This window comes from Methanosarcina baikalica (assembly GCF_031461075.1).
Taxonomy (GTDB): Archaea; Halobacteriota; Methanosarcinia; order Methanosarcinales; family Methanosarcinaceae; genus Methanosarcina; species Methanosarcina baikalica.
Map to the genome: position 1 here is coordinate 116,959 of NZ_JAVKPK010000002.1, position 22,215 is coordinate 139,173.

At 41.5% G+C, this 22,215-nt stretch carries 18 protein-coding genes; 9 read left to right on the forward strand and 9 right to left on the reverse strand.

The genetic code is table 11. The features are described 5' to 3' along the window. The first annotated feature begins 255 nt into the window (after positions 1 to 255). The 5 genes from RG963_RS01160 (at position 256) to RG963_RS01180 (ending at position 7,347) form a co-directional block, all read left to right on the forward strand. Positions 256 to 2,022, forward strand: coding sequence for a ribosome biogenesis/translation initiation ATPase RLI (locus tag RG963_RS01160; RefSeq protein WP_310574436.1), 1,767 nt, complete (start codon positions 256 to 258; stop codon positions 2,020 to 2,022). A gap of 134 nt (positions 2,023 to 2,156) precedes the next feature. Beyond that, positions 2,157 to 4,346, forward strand: a complete 2,190-nt coding sequence (locus RG963_RS01165) for an ATP-dependent DNA helicase (protein WP_310574437.1) — start codon at positions 2,157 to 2,159, stop codon at positions 4,344 to 4,346. Positions 4,347 to 4,554: 208 nt separating this feature from the next. Further along, entirely contained in the window at positions 4,555 to 5,856 is a 1,302-nt protein-coding gene (gene hisD / locus RG963_RS01170; RefSeq protein ID WP_310574438.1) for a histidinol dehydrogenase, read from the forward strand. Positions 5,857 to 5,957: 101 nt separating this feature from the next. Further along, entirely contained in the window at positions 5,958 to 6,365 is a 408-nt protein-coding gene (locus RG963_RS01175) for a DUF1699 family protein (protein ID WP_310574439.1), read from the forward strand. A 568-nt stretch (positions 6,366 to 6,933) separates the two neighbouring features. Next, entirely contained in the window at positions 6,934 to 7,347 is a 414-nt protein-coding gene (locus tag RG963_RS01180) for a DUF1699 family protein (RefSeq protein WP_310574440.1), read from the forward strand. A 129-nt stretch (positions 7,348 to 7,476) separates the two neighbouring features. Here the strand turns inward: RG963_RS01180 and RG963_RS01185 are convergent, their stop codons facing one another. The 3 genes from RG963_RS01185 to thiD all read right to left on the reverse strand — a co-directional run bounded on the left by RG963_RS01185 (position 7,477) and on the right by thiD (position 11,607). Continuing rightward, positions 7,477 to 8,775 (reverse strand): TrpB-like pyridoxal phosphate-dependent enzyme, encoded by a 1,299-nt coding sequence (locus RG963_RS01185; protein ID WP_310574441.1) that lies wholly within the window; start codon positions 8,773 to 8,775, stop codon positions 7,477 to 7,479. A gap of 562 nt (positions 8,776 to 9,337) precedes the next feature. Further along, positions 9,338 to 9,571, reverse strand: a complete 234-nt coding sequence (locus RG963_RS01190; RefSeq protein WP_310574442.1) for a DUF2795 domain-containing protein — start codon at positions 9,569 to 9,571, stop codon at positions 9,338 to 9,340. A 689-nt stretch (positions 9,572 to 10,260) separates the two neighbouring features. After that, positions 10,261 to 11,607, reverse strand: coding sequence for a bifunctional hydroxymethylpyrimidine kinase/phosphomethylpyrimidine kinase (gene thiD, locus RG963_RS01195; RefSeq protein ID WP_310574443.1), 1,347 nt, complete (start codon positions 11,605 to 11,607; stop codon positions 10,261 to 10,263). Between the two features lie 443 nt (positions 11,608 to 12,050). Here thiD and RG963_RS01200 point away from each other — a divergent pair, with 443 nt between their 5' ends. The 3 genes from RG963_RS01200 (at position 12,051) to purF (ending at position 14,072) form a co-directional block, all read left to right on the forward strand. Further along, positions 12,051 to 12,269, forward strand: coding sequence for an LSm family protein (locus tag RG963_RS01200; protein ID WP_310574444.1), 219 nt, complete (start codon positions 12,051 to 12,053; stop codon positions 12,267 to 12,269). Positions 12,270 to 12,421: 152 nt separating this feature from the next. After that, the gene (locus tag RG963_RS01205) at positions 12,422 to 12,592 is read left to right on the forward strand and encodes a 50S ribosomal protein L37e (RefSeq protein WP_229390947.1); all 171 of its coding nucleotides are present in this window, start codon (positions 12,422 to 12,424) and stop codon (positions 12,590 to 12,592) included. Positions 12,593 to 12,641: 49 nt separating this feature from the next. Then, positions 12,642 to 14,072 carry an amidophosphoribosyltransferase gene (purF, locus tag RG963_RS01210; RefSeq protein ID WP_310574445.1) on the forward strand — a complete coding sequence of 477 codons (1,431 nt, stop codon included), beginning with the start codon at positions 12,642 to 12,644 and terminating at the stop codon, positions 14,070 to 14,072. Between the two features lie 77 nt (positions 14,073 to 14,149). Here purF and RG963_RS01215 read toward each other — a convergent pair whose 3' ends face one another. The 4 genes from RG963_RS01215 to RG963_RS01230 all read right to left on the reverse strand — a co-directional run bounded on the left by RG963_RS01215 (position 14,150) and on the right by RG963_RS01230 (position 16,640). After that, on the reverse strand, positions 14,150 to 14,548 hold the full coding sequence (locus RG963_RS01215) for a secondary thiamine-phosphate synthase enzyme YjbQ (RefSeq protein WP_310574446.1): 399 nt from the start codon (positions 14,546 to 14,548) through the stop codon (positions 14,150 to 14,152). 740 nt (positions 14,549 to 15,288) lie between these two features. Further along, complete coding sequence (locus RG963_RS01220; protein WP_310574447.1) at positions 15,289 to 15,633, reverse strand: TrmB family transcriptional regulator; 345 nt, start codon at positions 15,631 to 15,633, stop codon at positions 15,289 to 15,291. Positions 15,634 to 15,669: 36 nt separating this feature from the next. Further along, complete coding sequence (locus RG963_RS01225) at positions 15,670 to 16,128, reverse strand: MarR family winged helix-turn-helix transcriptional regulator (RefSeq protein ID WP_310574448.1); 459 nt, start codon at positions 16,126 to 16,128, stop codon at positions 15,670 to 15,672. Positions 16,129 to 16,364: 236 nt separating this feature from the next. Further along, entirely contained in the window at positions 16,365 to 16,640 is a 276-nt protein-coding gene (locus tag RG963_RS01230; RefSeq protein WP_310574449.1) for a hypothetical protein, read from the reverse strand. Between the two features lie 622 nt (positions 16,641 to 17,262). Here RG963_RS01230 and RG963_RS01235 point away from each other — a divergent pair. Next, entirely contained in the window at positions 17,263 to 19,074 is a 1,812-nt protein-coding gene (locus RG963_RS01235) for a KUP/HAK/KT family potassium transporter (RefSeq protein WP_310574450.1), read from the forward strand. A gap of 369 nt (positions 19,075 to 19,443) precedes the next feature. Here RG963_RS01235 and RG963_RS01240 read toward each other — a convergent pair whose 3' ends face one another. Continuing rightward, positions 19,444 to 20,880, reverse strand: a complete 1,437-nt coding sequence (locus RG963_RS01240) for an MATE family efflux transporter (protein WP_310574451.1) — start codon at positions 20,878 to 20,880, stop codon at positions 19,444 to 19,446. A gap of 143 nt (positions 20,881 to 21,023) precedes the next feature. Continuing rightward, a partial coding sequence (locus tag RG963_RS01245; protein ID WP_310574452.1) for an ABC transporter permease occupies positions 21,024 to 22,215 on the reverse strand: 1,192 nt, incomplete at its 5' end.

The window sequence follows — 22,215 nt, forward strand, 5'->3', positions numbered from 1 at the left end:
CAACGGTTCATATACCAGAGCAGGCATTTCATAACCGATAACTGCTGTATATGTGCAATATCCTTCAATATGTTAGCCGTTACATTATCATATTGTCCTGCTGTGGTAACCGCTCTCTACTATAGCAAACATTTACATTGTTAAGCGCCGGGTTGCGCTTGTAAATCGCAGCAGCCGCTTCATTTAATTATGACGCTTCATTTAATCAAATATCTGTTAACAAATTAAAGAAAAACGTGATTACGGGGACTAATAATGAGAATAGCTATACTCAATAAAGATAGGTGTCAGCCCAGACGGTGCAGCAAGGAGTGCGAAAAGTACTGCCCCAGGGTCCGGACAGGGGATGAGACAATTGTTTTTGAGGAAGACGGAAAGCCCGTCGTCTCAGAAGAACTCTGCGTGGGCTGTGGGATTTGCGTTAACAAATGCCCTTTTAAAGCCATTATGATCATAGGGCTTCCTGAAGCTCTGCAGGTGCCTACTCACAGGTACGGGCCAAACGGTTTTGCTCTCTTCGGGCTGCCTGTGCCGAGGATAGGAAAAGTGACGGGAATTCTTGGCCCTAACGGGATAGGGAAAAGCACGTCGGTCCAGATACTTTCCGGATCTTTGATCCCTAACTTCGGACAGGGAAAAGGCGATTGGGATACTGCGCTTGAACACTATGCGGGCACTGCGCTTCACGACTACTTCAAGGCTGTAGTGGATGGAAAAGTCCGGGTTTCCCAGAAACCCCAGTATGTAGATCTGATCCCTAAAGCTTTCAAAGGCAAGACTTCCGAACTGCTCGAAAAAACCGACGAGAGGGGAATTCTGGATGAGCTTGTCGATTACCTTGACTTGAAAAGCGTAATTGACAGAAAAATCTCGGAATTGAGTGGTGGAGAGCTGCAGCGCGTGGCAATTGCTGCATGTGCGTCAAAGGATGCCCAGTTCTACTTCTTTGACGAAATCAGCCCTTACCTTGACATCTATCAGAGGATCAATGTTGCCCGCCTGATCCAGAAGATCTCAAAGGACAGGGCTGTGCTCGTGGTCGAGCATGATCTTGCAATTCTGGATATGCTTACAGACGTAATTCATATTGCCTACGGAGAACCTGCCGGCTTTGGTGTGATTACTCTCCCGAAAAGCGTACGTGTGGGAATTAACCAGTACCTTAAAGGCTACCTCCCTGAAGAAAATATAAGGATCCGGCCTGAGGCCATTAAGTTTGAGATCCATCCCCCAAGAGAAGCCTCACAGATTAAGTCCATGGTTACCTTCAATGGCTTTTCAAAGAAATTCGGGGATGGTTTCTCTCTGAAAGCCACAGGCGGCAGCCTTCGGGAAGGTGAGGTGCTTGGGATAGTGGGCCCTAATGGAATAGGAAAGTCAACCTTCGTAAAAGTCCTTGCCGGGGAAATAAAACCTGATGACGGAAATCCCGGGATAGAAGTAAAAATCTCTTACAAGCCTCAGTACATTAAAGCTGATATACCTTTGACCGTGCAGGATTTCCTGCGCGGCATCTCAAAACGGTTCGGGACCAGCTATTATGAGGTTGAGATTTCAAACCCCCTCCAGCTTGAAAAGATTTATGACAGCCTGCTTAGTGATCTGAGCGGCGGAGAACTGCAGAGAGTTGCTATTGCAGCCTGCCTGTCTCATGAAGCCGACCTCTATATTCTGGACGAGCCGAGCGCCCACCTTGATGTAGAACAGCGTTCTATGGTCACAAAGGTTCTGAACCGGTTTGCCGAGAATAACCAGAAGACAGCCCTGGTCGTTGACCATGACATCTATATGATCGATATGTTGAGTCAACGCCTTATGGTTTTTGAAGGCACGCCTTCGGTATACGGTGAAGCACACGGCCCGTTCAGCATGGAAACCGGTATGAACAAATTCCTTAAAAACCTGGGCATAACTTTCCGCAGGGATGAAGAGACAAGGCGTCCGCGTGTCAATAACCTCGGCTCAAGGCTTGACCGGGAACAGAAGGAAAGCGGAAATTATTATTATTCGGCAAACAGTTGAGTGTTTTTCTAAAAATCTCAAAAATCGGGGTTCCCTCACACAGGGAACTCAGACTTTTGCAGTATGGTAATTTCCGGCATTAGCTTGAGATTTCAAAATAGATTTTTATCTAATGTGTGAGTTGCTGGTTTTCAATGAAGATACAAAGTCTCGATCTGCCCGACGAAGTAAAACGTTTTTATCTTGATTCCGGGATTCTGGAACTTTATCCCCCTCAGGCGGAAGCAGTGGAAAAAGGACTGCTTGAAGGAAAAAACCTGCTTGCTGCAATTCCAACTGCCTCAGGGAAGACTCTCCTTGCCGAGTTTGCGATGTTGAAATCTATTCAGGCAGGAGGAAAGGCGCTCTATATCGTACCTCTCAGGGCTCTTGCTTCTGAAAAGTTCAGGCGGTTTCAGGAATTTTCGGAACTTGGAATAAGGGTCGGGATTTCCACAGGGGATTATGACCTGCGGGACGAGGGGCTCGGGGTAAATGACATTATCGTTGCCACATCGGAAAAGACCGATTCTCTGCTCAGGAACGAAACTGCCTGGATGCAGAAAATCTCGGTTGTTGTAGCAGATGAGGTGCACCTTATCGATTCTGCGAACAGGGGGCCTACGCTTGAGGTCACCCTTACAAAACTTCGGAAAATAAATCCATCCTGCCAGATCCTGGCGCTGTCTGCAACAGTGGGGAATGCCGATGAACTTGCAGCCTGGCTGGAAGCCGAACTTGTAGTAAGCGAATGGAGGCCGACCGAACTTCTCGAAGGGGTACTGTTTAATGGGATTTTCTATTGCAGGGATAAGGAAAAACTTATTGAACAACCCACAAAAGACGAATCCATAAACCTCGCGCTGGATACCATCAGGGAAGGCGGGCAGTGCCTGGTTTTTGAAAGCAGCAGGAAAAACTGCATGGCTTTTGCAAAGAAGGCAGCTTCAGCGGTTAAAAAGACCCTCTCAGCAGAAGACAGTGAAGCCCTGGCCTGGATCGCAGATGAGATTCTCGAAAATAGTGAAACCGATACTTCAACGACCCTCGCAGCCTGCATCCGTTCAGGGACTGCTTTTCATCATGCAGGCCTTACCACGCCTCTAAGGGAACTTGTGGAGGGTGGCTTCAGGGAAGGAAAAATCAGGCTGATTTCAAGCACTCCTACCCTTGCAGCCGGGCTCAACCTGCCTGCCAGGCGCGTAATTATCAGAAGTTACCGGCGCTATTCTTCTGAAAGCGGGATGCAACCTATTCCCGTACTCGAGTACAAGCAGATGGCAGGAAGGGCAGGAAGGCCAAGGCTTGACCCGTATGGAGAAGCTGTGCTTCTTGCAAAATCGTATGAGGAATTTGTTTTCCTGTTTAAGAAATATATCGAGGCAGATGCCGAAGATATTTGGTCCAAGCTCGGAACCGAAAATGCCCTCAGGACTCATGTGCTTTCTACAATTTCCAACGGCTTTGCGCGGACAAAGGAAGAACTCATGGATTTTCTTGAGGCAACATTTTTCGCTTTTCAGTATTCGAACTTCGGGCTTTCGACGGTTGTGGAAGAATGCCTTACCTTTTTGCAGCAGGAAGAGATGCTTGAGAGCACAGATGCTCTTGTTCCTACAAATTTCGGGAAACTTGTCTCACGGCTGTATATAGACCCTCTTTCTGCCGCCCGGATTGCAAAGGGCCTGAGAGAAGCAGAAAACTTGACTGAGCTTACCCTGCTGCATCTGGTCTGCAGTACGCCTGATATGCGCCTGCTGTACATGCGGAACCAGGACTATCAGGAGATCAACGATTATGTAATGGCTCACGCCAACGAGTTCGTAAAGGTCCCGAGTCCCTTTGATATTACTGAATATGAATGGTTCCTGGGAGAAGTCAAGACTTCTCTTCTCCTTGTTGACTGGGTCCGTGAAAAATCTGAAAATGAGATTTGCTTGAAGTTTGGCATAGGGGAAGGCGACATTCGTGCAATTGCGGATATTGCGGAATGGATTATGCATGTGGCTACCCAGCTTGCCAGGCTCCTTGACTTCAAAGGGGCAAGAGAAGCTGCAGAACTTGAAAAGCGGATCCATTACGGAGCAGGCCCGGAATTAGTGGATTTGCTTGATATCAGAAGCATTGGGCGCGTGAGAGCAAGGAGACTTTACGAAACAGGCTTCAGGTCAACGGCAGACCTTGCAGGGGCTGATCCGGAAAAAGTGGCTGCTCTTTTGGGGCCGAAGGTTGCGGAAAGGATCTTTAAGCAGATAAGAACAAGAGGGGAAGTCCCTGAAATTGAGGAGCCTGAAACTCCTGGAAAAAGCTCTTCTTCAGGGCAAAGGACAATCAATGATTATTAATTCTACCTGCCTTATTTTTTATTTTTTAACATTTTAATTTTTTTCTTGCGTTTTTAGTTTTTTATTAACGGGCTTGATAAGGGATAAAATATTAAATGAGGGCAGGGATTTTAATGGGACTGAATTATCAGGTATCAGTTTACATAAGATTTTCAGATTTCAATTTGAGCTTTCAATTCGTATCAAGTTTTATCAGGTTCTTTCAGAGATGATAATCATGTTATTCAAAAAGTTGTCTGATGTTTCGGAAGTTGAAATGCAGAAAATGTTTTCCCGGGGGTCCGGACTTGAAGATGTATCAAAAACCGTTTCAGCCGTACTTTCGGATGTGCGTATGAAAGGAGATGCAGCAGTCAGGGAATATACAGCTAAATTTGATAAAGTTGAACTTGCAGATTTTGAAGTAAGTGAGGAGGAGTTTGAGAAGGCTTTTTCCTGCATCACCCCTGAACTTCTGGGCCACCTTAAATCCGCAGCTGCGAACATCCGGGCTTTCCATGAAGCTCAACTTCCCGAGGCTACTTGGTTTATGGAACTTAAACCCGGGATTGTGCTGGGTCAGAAGGCAACACCTCTGGAAAGTGTGGGCGCCTATGCTCCGGGAGGTCGGGCTTCCTATCCTTCAACCGTGCTAATGACTGTAATCCCTGCCAGGGTTGCAGGAGTAGAAAAGGTTATAGTGTGCACACCTCCGAGGGCTGATGGTTCTGTGCATCCGCTGACGCTTATTGCCGCAAAGGTTGCAGGAGCGGATAAAGTCTTCAAGGTTGGCGGCGTGCAGGCAATAGGGGCAATGGCTTATGGCACTGAAACTGTCCAGAAAGTGGACAAAATCGTAGGTCCGGGAAATGTTTTTGTCACGTCTGCCAAAATGCAAATCAGGAACGTTGCAGAGATCGACTTTCCGGCAGGCCCCAGTGAAGTACTTATTATCGCAGACGAATCGGCAGATGCTGTTATGGCTGCTTCGGATATTATAGCTCAGGCAGAGCATGACCCAAGTTCAGTTTCAATACTTGTCACAACCTCAGATGCGCTTGCAGAAGCTGTAAAAAGAGAAGTGCTTGTTCAGGCTGAACAGGCTGCAAGAAACAGTATTGTAAAGGCAGCTCTTGAAAATGCCGCAATTCTTACCGCAGATTCCCTCGAACAGTGTATTGGCTTCAGCAATAAATTTGCTCCCGAACACCTTGAGATTATGGTATCAAATTCAGATTTCGTACTTGACAGAATAAAAAACGCAGGGTCGATTTTTATAGGGAACTATGCTCCGGTGCCTGTCGGGGATTACGCTTCAGGGACAAATCATGTGCTTCCTACTGCCGGATATGCGAAAGTTTATTCAGGTCTAAATATAAACCACTTTCTTAAATACTCAAGTATCCAGAAAATCAGCAAGAGTGGGCTTGAAAGTTTGAAAGAAACTATTATCGCATTAGCCGAGGAAGAGGGTCTACAGGCCCATGCTGATGCTATTAGGACTCGTTTCGGGTATAAACCCTCTAAATAATATTCCGGCTAATCGATATGTATTTAAAATGTAAATGCGTAAACAAAATTCGAGATTTAAATAAATAAAAATTTGATTCTAAATATATGAGTGGGGTTAGTATGAAAATCAGAGTAGTTAGTTCACGGGAGGAAATTCCTACCCTAAATCCGAACGAGAAGGTTATCCACCTTGCTTTCAGACCGTCTAATAGGGATGTATTCATGCTTGCGGAAACATGCCCGAAGATTGAAGCAATACAGCTTCCTAAATCTTACAGAAGGACTGTTTCTAAGTCAATTGAAATGTTCCTGGAGATGCAGAAGATAAATCTTCTGGAAGGAGATGTCTGGGGCCACAGGAAGGATATAAACGAATACTATAATGTTTCCCAGAATGTAATGGAAAAGATTCAGGAATTAAAAGCCGATCGTTTTACCAATGAGGTTATTGCCGAAAAGCTTTCGAGAGAAAGCAAGTTGAATTCGGACATGATCCTCTACATCCTGAGCAAGAAAATCGTAGACTGACCGGTTGCTAATTTTGTCATTTTTCCGAGAAAATCCTGCTTTCAGGCTGTATCCCGTGAAAAGTGGCAGAAGTATAGATGTTTCTTTAAAGAAGGATCAAAAATCTTTTCATAAATTTCTGATCCTTCTCTTCAGGATGGAATTCCGGGTTGGAACTTCCATCCGATATTTGGTTTTTTTCTATTTCTCTGAGCTTGTTAACTCCGGCTTTTGTTAGTTTTCAAAGAAAGAGCTCTTATTTTATGAGAGAATTCCGTTACATTCTCAGATAGCCAGACTCCGGTACTATACCTAATTTCATTGAAAGTCATACCCTCTTTTAGGAGAATCTCTATATTTATTCTCAAATATTTATTATTTTAGTAGAAATTAATTTACAAAATCCAAGGACATGGAATTCCTTATGTCTTTATCTTAATATTTGCCTCTATTTTTCCGTAAGTCTTTTTTCAAACATTCTCTACTAAATAGGACGAAGGGGGATGATTATACACAGAAAAATATTTAAATAAAGTCGTATAATTTATTTTATTGATTCTTTAATTTATTCTAGGGTCTGGGGATTTGTATGAAGATAAGAGTTGTCAGTTCAAGAAATGAAATTCTCTCGCTGAATCCAAATGAAAAGGTTGTTCACTTGTCGTTTCGGCCTTCAAATAAAGATATCTTCCTGCTTGTTGAGACCTGTCCGAAGCTGGAAATAATTCAGGTACCCAAATCATACAAAAAGACGGTTTCGAGAGCTATAGAAATGTTTCTGGAAATGCAAAAAGTGCAGCTGCTCGAAGGGGATGTATGGGGACACAGGAAAGATATTAACGAGTACTATGTTTTCCCTCAGTCCTTAATGATGAAAATAAGAAGCCTGAAAGCTGAAGGAATTCCCGGGGAAAACATTGCGGAAAAAGTATCAAGGGAACACCAGCTTAACCCGAAAATGGTCACTTACATTCTTAATAGAAAGCAGTTAGAACCAGATTAAGTTTTAATAAAAACCTTCTTCCGATGTAGCAATGCCAGGGGACTTGTAAAAGCCTTAAATATTAGGATGCCTTAAAGCATCCTGTTTTAATTCAATTTTTCATATTTTATTCGACTTTTTCCGGTTGTTTCAGACAAGTTCCTTGTTGAAATATTTATCATAGGAACTCATGTCAAAATGCCCGTGCCCGCTCAGGTTAAAGAGGATTGTTTTTTCTTCTCCTGTCTGCTTGCATTTGAGGGCTTCGTCGATTGCGCAACGGATAGCATGGGAAGATTCAGGGGCAGGAATCACGCCTTCAGTGCGCGCAAACTGCACAGCCGCATCAAATACCGGGTACTGGTCATATGAAACAGCTTCAATAAGCCCTTCAGCGCAGAGTTTACTGATTATTGGAGAGTCTCCATGGTAGCGAAGCCCGCCAGCATGGATGGCAGGAGGTACATGCTTGTGGCCCAGAGTATACATTTTTAGAAGCGGGGTCATTTCAGCTGTGTCTCCGAAGTCGTACCTGTATTCCCCTTCTGTCAGGGTCGGACAGGCCGAAGGCTCGACTGCTATTATTCTTGCATTGTGCATTCCCTTAATTCTGTCTTTTATGAATTCAAGGGCTATTCCCGCAAGGTTGCTTCCTCCTCCGCAGCATCCTATGACTATATCAGGGTAGGTTTCAACCTGTTCAAGCTGCTTTTTGCTTTCAGCCCCGATTACGGTTTGGTGGAGCACAACATGATTGAGCACGCTTCCGAGAGAGTATTTCGTGTTATCATGAGCTACTGCATCCTCTACAGCTTCACTGATCGCTATCCCCAAACTTCCTGGGGTTTCCGGCTGCTCCTTGAGGATTTTTCTCCCGAATTCCGTATCCGGGCTAGGGGAAGGCACGACATTCCCTCCCCAAATTGTCATTAGAGACTTCCGATAGGGTTTCTGGTAATAGCTGGAACGTACCATATAGACTTTACACTGGATATCGAAGTAGTTGCAGGCAAGAGACAATGCACTTCCCCACTGCCCTGCGCCGGTTTCGGTTGTTATTCTCTCGGTTCCCTCTTTCATATTATAGTAAGCCTGGGCAATTGAGGTATTTGTCTTATGGCTGCCTGCAGGGCTTACACCTTCATGTTTGTAGTATATCTTTGCTGGAGTTTTGAGAAACTTTTCCAACCTGTGAGCCCTGTAAAGGGGACTGGGCCTCCAGAGCCTATATATCTCGAGTACCTCTTCAGGGATGTCGATATATCTCTCATTGCTCATCTCCTGCTTGATGATGGCTTTTGGAAAAATTGGCTCAAGAGCATCTGGGCTTATAGGCTCCCAGGTCCTGGGATCAAGAGGCGGGTCAATAGGAGAAGATAAGTCTGAAAGGACATTATACCACTGCTTAGGCATTTCGTTTTCGTCAAGGATGATCTTGGTCTGTTCCATAGCTTTTCTCCAGAATGTTGTGTATGCACAAAATCGTACCTCGATGTATTTAAGTGTTACTTACTTATATTTCCGGCTCTTGCATCTCATTTATGTACTTTAGTAAGAGGAAATTTGTCTGGAGGAAAACCACTGGAAAAGAGGGTGAGAAAAAGAAAACGATTCATTGATCAGCGGTTAAGGAATTTTCTTTCCTGTATGCTGTCGATTTTGGAGCAAAAAGTAGTCCCAAATTTCTAGCACTAAAGCTAAAATCGAGACCTTGTTCCAACATCACACCAATGAACGATTTGGATAAATGCTGTAGGAACAGGGCAATTTATCATGATTCCTTACTTAGGAAAGGCAAAAATATAATTTAAAGTATTTCTGTTCCCTATATTATCTTTGATGGTTATTTATAGAAAAGAAATTAGAGTCATTCCCAGAGTAAAAACTTGAAGTTATTTTTCAACCATCCATAAATAAATGAAAAAAAGTCTCTTCGATGTCTATTTTATAACTAAACAATAATTTTCAACCCACACGAAACAGCGAAGAGCCAAAAAAGAAGTTACGCTTTTTAGGAGGGGATCCCGATGTAAATTTTATGAAGTTCCTCGGCGGCATCCTCAGCGCTATTGTATTTTTTGTCTGGAAGCATGCCAAGTTCCCTCAGTATGTCCGGGATTGCTCCACTCTTCCTTGCTTGCTCAATAATGTCGTTCCTTTTTACAGGAAAATCTATATTTTTGAATATCTCCTGAGTTTTCATAGGAAGTTCTGTAATAAATCCACCTTTACTCTCAGTTTCCATGATATTCCCTCTTTACTTTTGTTTAGTCTCTTTAAACTCCTTGGTGACATCTGCAGCGTTTTATACTCCTTTTCCAGAGATAATTTTATATTCCGCAGAATGTGTCGTCTCTAGCGTTATTATCCTTAGCGCTTCACAACATCTTCCTTCTTTGCAGGAAAATCGATACTTTTTTAAGCTTTCTGAAGGAAGCCAAAATTTTTTGTTAGTATTATCAATGATGATTTACTATTTAAATGTTAACATGTTTATATATAAATATGTTAAAAATTAACACGTTTTTGTAATTTAGTATCAATATATAATATATATTAGTAATATATTATGGTAAAATTAACAAAAAAGAAATCTAATTATAAAAATATATGTACATAAAAATAAGGATAGAAATTAAAGACTAATTCATAGGTCATCGGTTAAGTAATTTGATACGTCATTCATTACTGTTTTTTCCTTTCTCGAGAAGGGAAGTGAGTTATTGAAAACCATAACCAAAAGAATCGATCTACGTTTTCCTTAAATGTGAGGGAAGATACCCGCTTTTTCGGAATTGATCAATAACTCACGGATACAACTGAAAACCGATTTATTCCTTAACCGATGACTCGTGGAAAACGACCAGAATCGAAAACTCAATTCTAAAAATAATCACGGAGATGCCTTACAGGAAATTATATCGTTTTAGATTTTTACTGTAACTTTTCTGCGAGTTCCACAGCAAGCTTTGCTACTTCAATAGCATTTGTACCAAGCAGGCGTATCATGGGCTCTTTTCCTGTGCCTCCTCTATCATAGATGACTTTCGGGACGCTTCCGTATTTTTTGATTGCTTCGGCTGTGCCCCAGTCCATGGTACTGGCATTTTCCGGTTCTTCAGCCCTGTCAAAAGAGGAAATTCCAAGCTTCATTTCCCTGCAGGCTGCAAGGACCTTTTCGGAATATTTTACGTTAATTGCTGCCCTTATTTCAGGATTCTGGCGAAGGGCAGAGAGAATTATACTTGATACATGCTTGCTGGCTCCAAACTCCACACAGCCTACAGGAACTGCCCGAATTCTATATTTCACTATTCTACCTTCCACTGCCGCAACTTCCTCATAGCTCTTTGCGCCTGGAATTGCCATCCCTATATTACAGCCCACTTCAGGAATAAGTTTTGAAAAATCAGGACTTTCCTCAATCAGTAAAACTGCATCTTTTAAATTTCTTAATACGAGGTAGCGCTCTTTTTTTTCCAGAGTCGCCCCCAGTGGGTTTACAGGATTTACTCCCCTGCCTGCAGGCAGGCTTTTCAGGATTGCCTCTACTACAAATTTCTTTGATTCTCTTGCGGCTACTTCCATGCTTTTGCCGCAGGCGAGAAAGGCAGTCATTGCCGCAGAATAAGTACATCCCGAACCATGAGTTCCTCCTTTGACAAAAGTTCCCGGGATACGGGTAAAGGTATCAGAAACAGCTTCATAAAGCAGGTCAGTGGCATCCAGGTGTCCTCCTGTAACAATGACAGTTTCGACACCTAGACCCGCTATTTTCCTGGCTGCAATTTTTGCGTCCTTAGGAGTTTTTACTTCTATGCCGGCAAGTACACCTGCTTCTGACGCGTTGGGGGTAATAACCTTGCAGAAAGGCAACAGTTCTTCGATAAGGACAGAGATAGCTTCTTTTCGCAGCAGGTCCCCTCCTGCTTCAGCAGCCATTACAGGGTCTATCACAAGGGAAAGCCCATGTTTCCTGACATCTTTTGCAACTTCCCTTACGATTTCTGATGAGGCAAGCATGCCTGTTTTTGCCCATTTTACATCCATATCGGCACAGACTGCTTCTATCTGACTGGCGACAGCTGCAGGAGTAAGGTCAAAAGCCTCCAGGACTCCAGTAGTATTCTGGGCAGTAATCGATGTAATGGCGCATGTTCCATGCACTCCCAGGGCAGCAAAAGTCTTCAAATCAGCAGCAATTCCGGCTCCTCCTCCTGAATCAGAACCTGCAATAGTCATAACAATCGGGATTTTCACTGTTAAGGGCTTTTCTGTCATGTATTCCTCTCTTTTATTTGTTCGTTTTCCGATTTTCTTTAATTTTTTCTTCTGCCAATAAGGTCAACCAATTTAACACTGTGCCTTCTGAGAATGTTTTGTAATGTTTTAGTGAAGTTATTTGTAAAAATCTCTTCAGCAGCTCTGAAGAAATCTATTCGTAGAAATATTTTATGAATACCTCTGCGGTGAAAGTGTTTGAATGATATTGTATTTTTTCCTGAAGGATTATTCTTTAAGAGAATCCTTTATTAATTTACGAGAGGTTTTTATATGAAAACTTAAAAAATGATATATTGCTTCGATACATTTATATATTGTATTTGCGACTTTGATGCAATTAATCAAACATTTAAGCGCGGCGATCAGTTTAAATCTTGATTAACTATTTATATTGATATAGATAATGACTTGATTTATAATGTTTTAAGGGGATTGTAAGGATGGCAAACCGACCTCTGGATATTTTGAACAACGCACTGGAAACACCTGTAATCGTTAGATTGAAAGGCGCACGCGAGTTTAGAGGCGAGCTGAAAGGATACGATATTCACATGAACCTCGTGCTTGACAATGCTGAAGAGCTAAGAGAAGGAGAAGTCGTAAGCAAATTCAGCAGTGTCGTTATTCGCGGTGACAACGTGGTATACGTATCTCCGTAATCTATATCAAGCACTTCATCTATTATCGTTAAACCTCGGTGAGCAACACGACTTATTGTGACTGGCCGCAGAGAATGATTTCAGAAAAACAAAATCACTTCAGATTATCGAATATTGCTCTAATAAATTGATTTTTATCAGGAGATTTAGGAATGAGTAAAGGTACGGCATCAATGGGAAAAAGGCAGAAACGCACGCACGCCAAATGCAGACGCTGCGGGAGTGTTTCTTTAAACATTCATACAAAAGAATGTACATCTTGTGGATTTGGAAAAACATCTCGCATGAGAACTTACAAGTGGCAGGCAAAGTGCAAGTATTAAACCTGTTTGTTCCACTTTCTCTATTTTTTACCTGCACCGGAGGTTAAAATTGAAAGAAGAATGCGGCGTTGCAGGCATAATTCTTCCCGACGACAGGCCTCAATCCAATACTGTCGCATTCAAGCTATATTACGCCCTGTATGCCCTCCAGCACAGAGGACAAGAGTCCACTGGCATAATGGTACATGACGGCACTTCTCCTCGTTCTATAAAAGGCATGGGGCTTGTGCCTGACGTGTACAATAAGGATTCTCTGGGACGCCTGATCGGGAATGTAGGAGTAGGGCATGTCCGCTACTCGACTACTGGAGGATCAAAATTAGAGAACTGCCAGCCCTTTATCCTGAACTTCAAGGGAGGGACAGTTACAATTGCCCATAATGGGAACCTGGTTAATGCTAAAGCACTCAAGGATAAGCTTGAGTGTGAAGGGCGTATTTTTATCAGCGATTCCGATACCGAGGTTATTGGTCACCTTCTCGTAAAAGAGCTGATAAAACACGACCCTATAGAATCAATCAGTAATGTGATGCGCAAGCTTGTCGGCTCCTATTCTCTGGTTATTCATATAGATGGCACTCTGTACGCTGTCAGGGATCCTTTTGGCTTTAAGCCGCTCTGCTTCGGGAAAGTCGATGGCGGATATGCAGTTGTTTCGGAAAGTGTAGCCCTGGATACTCTGAACGGCACTCTCATCAGGGACGTGCGGCCAGGAGAGGTAATGGTCTTTAGTGGCAGTGGCTTCGAGAGTTACCAGATAGGAAACGAGCCTCATCCTGCACATTGTGTCTTTGAGTTCATTTACTTCGCAAGGCCCGATTCTGTCATTGACGGAAAACTGGTCTATAAAGTGAGGGAAAATATCGGAAGGGAACTCGCCAGGGAGCATCATGTCGAAGCCGATATTATTTCTCCTGTTCCTGACTCAGGGATTACCTCAGCAATCGGCTATGCGCGGGAATCAGAGATTAAATACCTGGAAGGCCTGATGAAGAACCGCTACATAGGACGCACGTTTATCCTGCCTGGTCAAGAGCTGCGTGAAACCGCAGTAAGACTCAAAATGAACACAATCCAGGAAAATGTCAAAGGCAAACGTGTAGTCCTGGTTGACGACAGCATTGTTCGGGGTACAACCTCAAGGCGAATTATAGATATGGTTAGACGGGCAGGCGCGTCAGAAATCCATGCAATGGTCGGAAGTCCTGCAATTATTGCTCCCTGTTACCTGGGTATCGATATGGGCACCCGGCAGGAACTTATCGCTTCGTACAAGACCATAAAAGAGGTAGAAAGCCTCATTAACGCCGATTCCCTCGGATACCTGAGTATTGAAGGACTCATGCGGGCCATGGAGTGCGATAAAAACGACATGTGCATTGGCTGCCTCACAGGTGAGTATCCTGTAGAAATCCCGGGAGAAAACTGTAGAAAGAAACAGACCCACCTGGATGACTTTAATAACCCGGAAAGTTCCTGAATGTGCTTTTTTCAGGCAACCTGCAAGGGACTTTCTTTAGTTTTCTTTTTAAATTCTTTTATGGTTTTTTCTTAATCTCATTGAGCCCTTAAAAGAGTAATATTTACTGTCCTGATTCTCGGTCCATCCATTTCTGCAAAAAAGATTCTCTGCCAGGTCCCAAGCTCAAGCTTCCCTTCCGAAATAGGCAGGGCCTCGCTTGCTCCGAGCAGTACTGCCCTGAGATGAGAATCCGCATTATTGTCTATTCGGTCATGCATGTATCCCGCATCCTTCGGCACGATTTTCATTAAAAGAGCTAGAATATCTTCTTTTAGCCCAGTCTCGTTTTCGTTTATTATGATGCCTGCGGTGGTATGCCTTGTGCTGATTATGCATATTCCTTCAGATACTTCGCTTTTAATTATTTCTTCTTCAACCTCTGAAGTGATATCTATCAGCTCAATATGTTTTGAGGTCTCAATTTTGAGTTTCAAAGTTTCTTCCTCTAAATCTTCCCAGGTTATATTATCCGGTATTTGTCTGTATGTTTTTTTTGTATGTTTTTTTTGTATGTTTTTTTTGTATGTTTTTTTGTATGTTTTTTTTGTATGTTTTTTTTGTATGTTTTTTTTGTATGTTTTTTTTGTATGTTTTTTTTGTATGTTTTTTTTGTATGTTTTTTTGTATGTTTTATCCGTATTATACAGGTTCTTACCTGTACGTAATAAATAGTTATTTAAAAAAAGGAAAAAAATTGCTATTTTCGAATCTGAAAAGGATTAACATGAAAAGATATAAAGAAAAAAAATAAAAGTAATTGCATACAATATTCAGATTGCAGATAAAGAACTGGATTGATATTGCCCAGCTCTCTCCCCGATCCGATCTCTATTTTTCTTACCTGTTCCGGGTAAGTTTTATTTTTAGAATTTTTCGTTTCTTAATAAAACCTGCAGTTTCTATTTTTCAGACTTGTGCTTCCTGTATGGAAAGCATTGTAGAAAGTTCAAGATTTTTATTTTTGAGGGCAGGACGAACTTGCGGTCTTTTAACAGGAATCCGTGTAAAACTGGTTCCATGGGCTTTTGTGGGGTTATTTCCTTCATTCTAGCTACCTTTTTTTGATTTGATATACTGAGTTTAGTCAGCCGGCTTAAGGTAGCTTATTTCCTAATTAATTTATTTAAACTTATCGTTTTCTTGCTCTTTCAGAATCACGGATTTTTGAGGATATTTAAAGGGCAGGTCTCGGGTTAACAGCGTCTGGTTTTCGGTTTCCTGTGGAATTAAGTCCTTTTAAGATTTCATTAAGGGAAAAGAGGAATTCGTCTCTAAGCCTTTCGGTCAGTCGCTCCGGATCAATACTTCTGAAATAGGCAGGAGTTCCTCCTCTTATCTCGACATATCCTTTTTTTGCCATCCTCTCCAGAACAGAATAAATCTTTGGTCTCGGAACAAGGGTAAATTCGTGTATTTCCCTTGCTGTGGCTTCATTCAAACTGAGGAGTCCAACATAAATTTTTGCCTCATTTTCCGTGAACCCCAGCTTCTTGAGTTTATCTATGAGTTCGGTGTCCATTGAAGGCCTCCGGCTATTCTCTTTGTTATTTTCCGTTCAGGCGGTCTCATCAAGCTTCTTCAACGTTGCAAACATTGTTTTCAGGCTCTCCTGATATGCAACAATGTCCTCTTCATCCAGCTTTTGGAGGATCTCTGAAGCATTTTTCTCGATTTCCCCCATGAACCATTCCCTGTAATCTTTCCCTTTTTCGGTAAGAGAAATCAGGGTTTTTCTCCGGTCAGCTGGATCTCCCTTTCTGCAGACAAGCCCCTCTCTTTCAAGGGCATCGATCATGGTTGTGAGGCTTCCCTTCTGAAGGTCAATACATTTTCCCAGGGTTGTAGGCATGATATTATCTACTGCTCCGATAATCATAATGGCTTTATTCTGGTTTTTATTCAGGTTATATTGGCTATTCCTGAGTTGGTGAAAAATCTTGGCAAAGTTCTTATGAAAAAGATGAATCATTTCGAACTGGAGTTTTACTGTCTCTTTTATTCTTTCTTCTTTCATTGGTTATCACAGTCAGGTTTTTTCCGAATTCGAAAGATAAACTGGGCGGTCTTTCCATAGATTTTAAAGTCCAAATTTAAAATGCGGAGTTTTGAACCTTATTTATTTTCTCCTTATCTTCCGAACCTAAATTGTTTATTATATTACTATCCATTTATCGAATTGTTTGATTTCTTACTAAATTGCCCAAATTCTATTTATATTTTATGATCAAAGGTTCAACACTGTTAATAAAATTAGCAGTCGTTCTCACTTTTATTCGTATTCACCATACTTCTAAGGTACATCTGAAACCATACAAAGGTAATTATCGACCCTATGAATGTATCTGCAACAGGCCCCATCAGATTCCAAGAAGTCCCCAATCGAATTAGAAAGCAAAGTGTAAGTAAAAGGGGAGCCATCACCGAACTTCGCAAACGAGAGGCAATAAGGGGCTTGTGCCTTTTCCTGCTCTCTGGAAGAAAGAAACAGAGCATCCCGAAAGCAACTGCAGGATAGAGTACTATCATTATTTTAATGAACCTTATCAGCTCAGAGGTTTATGGGCAACACTCTGGGCCCTGTAAAAAGGCATCAATATCCGGTGCAAAAGTATAATACAGTGGCAGCAATTACGGCTTCTGCCAGAAAGCCTCTTTCGATCCCATAAAGTATGTCTGAAAGGAAGTATGTCTGAAGGATATGTCTGAAAAAATTCTGAAAAAAATCATTTTATGAATAAGCTACCCCTAAAATCTCTTAATTATTAATCATTAACATTTTTATTTCCATCACAAGATTAATATATGTAAATCAGATTGATAGCAGATCAATATTGATTTTTATGTATAAAGGGTCAACATCTTGATATGTGAAAAAGTATTTCTCAGAATCATATATTATTAAAAGACGCTTGCTATTGTGGTTAATAGAACAAAAACCAAAATTATAAAATAGGGACGGAAGTTTTATGAAAACAGGAAATTCTGAATTCGAAGTTCAGTAGAATTCCATTTTCCTTTTCACCCTTTTCGGGTAGAAAAAATCAGAATTTATCGTAGGTGGTTTAAATACCTAAAACTTTTAATCTCAAATAGTGTTTTCAAATCTTATTTTTGCCCAAGAATTCTCGGAATAAAAAGGAGATAGGTTATGTTTTACAAATCCGATTTAAGGGGAGTAGTAAACTCTATGGGTCTTGTCTTTGGAGATATCGGAACAAGTCCCATCTATACTCTTACAGTAATATTTCTTCTTACAAGACCTACAGAGGACCATATATTAGGAGTTTTATCTCTAATCATCTGGACACTCATCATACTTGTGAGTATGGAATATGCCTGGCTTGCTATGAGTCTGGGAAAAAAAGGAGAAGGAGGAACTATAGTCTTAAAAGAAATCCTCCTTCCACTGCTGAAATCAGGGAGAAATGTATCTTTAATTACGATATTAGCCTATATAGGAACTTCGTTCCTTATTGGAGACGGAGTAATTACGCCTGCAATAAGCATACTGAGTGCTGTTGAGGGAATACGCATTATTTCCGGACTTGAAAATACAGGACAGGGCACTCTAATGTTAATTGCCAGTATAATTGCAATAGGCCTTTTTTCACTCCAGAAAAAAGGATCTGACAAAATTGCATGGGCATTTGGACCAATAATGGTTGTCTGGTTTTTGGCTCTTTCGATTTCAGGCATCGCCTCAATATTTTATACACCAGGCGTATTAAAGGCTATAAATCCGTATTATGCTATTGACTTCCTTTCAAGTAATGGACTCGTAGGCTTTTTTGTATTATCTGAAGTTACTCTGTGTTGTACCGGTGGAGAAGCATTGTACGCTGATATGGGCCATCTGGGGAGAGAGCCTATATTAAAAGCCTGGCGATTGATCTTTTTTGCATTAGTCTTTAATTATCTTGGGCAAGGAGCATTCCTTATTAGAAATCCGGCTTCGAAAAATATTTTATTTGAGATGATAAATCATCAGGCCCAGATCTTATATGTTCCATTTCTTATCCTGAGCATCATAGCTACGATTATCGCCTCTCAGGCTATGATTAGCGGCGTGTTTTCAATAGTTTATCAGGGAATTACGACCCGAATAATACCAATGTTAAAAATTGATTATACATCCGGAGAATTAAAGTCACAGATCTATATAAGCACGATAAATTGGATGCTCCTGATCTCCGTATTATACATGATATTTATATTTAAAGAATCAAGCAGACTTGCGGCTGCATATGGACTGGCAGTTACTGGAACTATGGCAATTACAGGTATGCTGATGACTTCGATATTTTACCACAAAAAAAATATCTCGAAAACTATTATCTCTCTGTTTATAACATTCATTGACCTTGTATTCCTCCTCTCAAATACCTATAAAATACCGCATGGAGGTTACTGGTCCGTTATTATAGCAGCTGTGGTCTTTACCCTTATTATTATATACACTTCCGGACAAAAGAGGCTTTACGAGCTAATGAAACCCACGAAATTTGAGAATTTCCTGGAAAAATATAATAAGGTATATGCCACTGAAAATAAAATCAGTGGAACTGCCCTTTTCTTTTCGCGAGACATAACCAGAATTCCCCAATACATTTCTCACATAATGTTTAAAAACAATATCATTTATGAAAATAATATATTTATTTCAATGGTTAAGCATGATGACCCATTTGGAGTAGAAAGCTCTTTCACAAAAGAACTTGCAAAGGGATTGAGAGTTTTTGAAATAAAAATGGGATACATGGAAGTCGTCGATGTCGAACAAATTTTAAAAAAGGAAGGAATATATGAAAAGACGATTTTTTACGGAATAGAAGATATAATTACCAATAATATAATATGGAAAGTTTTCTCCATAATTAAGAAACTCTCTCCCTCCTTTGTCCAATTTTACAAACTCCCTCCTGAGGAGTTACATGGGGTTATGACAAGGTTCGAAATGTGAAAAATAAGAAGGCAGTATACTCTCTCGCCTCCGAATAAAAATAAGAGCTGAAAACCCAAGTCAAGGAAAAGGAAGAATTCCTTCCTATCTTTTCTCTTATTTTTTCTCTTATTTTTTTCTTTTTCCTATTTTCTCTTCTTTTTCCTTTTTTGAATCTCTTTAATCCTCTGACGCCTTCTTACTCTGTTCCTTGCCCTTTTAACCTGACTTTGACAGTTAAATAAAAATAAGTGCGTTTTGTTTTTACATTTATTGGACTGAAAGAGAGAAAACTCTGAGAAAAATAATAAATGGTTTACAGGTTCTTAATCAATTTAAATAAGATACATCATAGTTGAAAAAGAAATTAAAGAAAGAGTCCTGTCTGTTTCAGGCCGCAACTCCATCGACCTTTGCCAGGGGCTCTGTTTTTAAAAGTGCTCTCAGGAAATACCCTGCCCAGACATACATTAACAGAGAGCCTATTCCGTTGCCTATGACCATTCCCCACCAGGCCCCTTCCTGTCCCATATTAAAGGTGAAAGCTAAAAGCGCTGCAAAAATGGGAGTAAAAACAATAGTTCTCAGAAGGGTTGCAATCAGAGAATTCATGCCCTTGCCCGCTCCCTGGAAAAAAGAAGAGGAGAAAAAACCAAGTGCTGCGGTTGGGTAGAACAGGCACATAACTCTCAGGAAGTGAGAAAGGTCAGCTGTTATATGGGCTCCCCCTTCAGATTGTGTAAATATGGAAGCTATTGGCGTGGCAAAGATAAATATCAAAGCTCCGGCTACACACTCTATAAAAAATCCGAGTCTTGTTGAGTAGGAAAGAACAACTTTTGCTTTTATATAATCACGCGCCCCGATCGCAGCTCCGGTTACTGAAATTACAGCGGTTGATATTCCTATTAAAGGAGCCATTGCAATTGTTGCTATTCTCCATCCTGTAGAATATACTGCCACTCCATCAGTATTACTTACAAGTACAATTATAAAGTTCAAGAATACCATTGACAGTGACATGGAAAGTTGCTGGGCCGAAGCCGGAAATGCGACATCTACGATATCTTTTACAATCTTCCTTTCAAAATGAAAATCCTTGAAATTGAAATTCACATAAGTATCCTTTTTGAAGAAAAGCCAGTTAGCCATCATAAGAGAAGATATCGCGATGGAAAGCACCGTCGCCCAGGCTGCACCTGCGATTCCCATATTCAGACTGTAGATGAATATAGGATCAAGGACAATGTTCAGGACTCCGCCTATAATCATAGCTTTCATAGCTCGCTTTGAATCTCCCTCGCTTCGAAGAATTGCATTAGCCACGTTGGAAAAAAATATTACAATGCTCCCAAGGAAAATAGCTCTGGCATATGCAACTGCAAGACCTGTAGTTTTTCCGGCTCCTACAAAGGTAAAGATTTGAGGTGCAAAGATATAAAAAGGAATTGTAAATAGAACCGATAGCAAAATCATTATAATTATCGTGTGTACTGCTACATTATCTGCACCTGTTTTATTTCTGGCTCCTATCATTCGGGAGATTGCAGCTCCTCCTCCTATACCTAATCCATTGGATAAAGCCATGCTGATGAAGAAAAACGGGAATACGAAACCCATTGCTGCAAGGGCATCTGCTCCAAGCCCGGAAACCCAGTAAGTATCAACCAGACTATAGAGTGTCTGTACTGACATCGCAATAACCATTGGGATTGCAAGTTTCACTATAGCTTTTTTGGGATCCCCAGTTAGTGTTTTTACACCAGAGGTTTCTGTTTTTCCTGCATTGACGACAGAAATTTTACTTTCATATTGGTTACGTTCCATTTATTGCATCTTCCTTAATTATTCGTTTTTCTAAAAGCTTCATTTTAACTTTCAGCTTTTCTCAACGTCCCTTTTCTGAACTCGAACTCTTCTTTAAGTATCATCCAAGAATCTTCATAACTCTAAGCAGTCCAGGTTTCCTGTTACTCGTACCTCAAAGCGTCTACAGGCTTCATTTTTGAAGCCCTGTATGCGGGTACTGCTCCTGAGATTACACCAATAAGGACAGCGAGAGTTAGTCCAAAAATCATCAGGCCAGGGGAAAGAGACATGTTACTCCCGCTTCCTCCCCTTGTCATGGTCACACCAATCATCGGAAAGAGAGCTGAGACAAGCCCTCCCAGTATAACCCCAAGGATACCTCCAACAAGCCCCACCATTGCGGAGTTGAAGATGAATATCATAAGAATATCTCGATTTTTCGCCCCAATGGCTTTCATAGTTCCGATTTCCCTTGTCTTTTCAAGGACAGAAGTAAACATCGTGTTTGCAATTCCCACAGCTCCTACAACCAGTGATACGGCAGCAATGGCTCCCAAAAAGAGAGTCATCGAGGAAATCATGCTGGTAACTGACTGAGCCATGGACTTTAAGGCGGTTACGGAAAAATCTCTGTCATCCTCGTTGGAGATATGTCTGGAAATCATGAGCTTTTTTTCAATCGTCGTGACTACTGTATCTACTACATCTACATTCTGAGCTTTTACGTTGATAGAGTCAAAAACGTCTTTTTTCGCATCTGTAATCAGGTTCACTGAAGCATCTATCGGCATGTATATCTGATTATCCCCACCTCCACCTTCTTCTTTCAGAATTCCGACGACTCTCACAGACTTACCGTTGATCGTTATAATCTGGTTAACTCCAATGTCTTTTTTATAAATTCCACTGGCAACTCCGCTACCGATAACTGCAACATACTTGTCTGCCGGTTCTAGAAGCCTTCCGGATTCTACCTCAAGAGAGTTCATGTACTGCCAGACCTGAGGATCCACTCCATCGATAGAAAGGGTTGCGTTCTCTCCGGTGTAGCTCACTTCCTCTCTGCCGGAAATCTCACCTGTAACGTACGTTATGCCTTTTATACCCTGGAGAGCATCGATATCGTGATCTGTCAGTTGGACATCAGTCGTAGTACCACCTCTTCCCCAATTGTTGTTCCCCTGTCCAGGCATATGCGACTGAGCTTTCGAATATCCCGACGTTATCGTGATGCTTGTAAGGTCCATGTCGGCGAGCCTGCTCTGTACGCTTGCCTCCATAGCATCCCCCAGAGAAATAATCCCGACAACTGCTCCAACCCCTATAACGATTCCGATAATAGTTAGCCAGCTC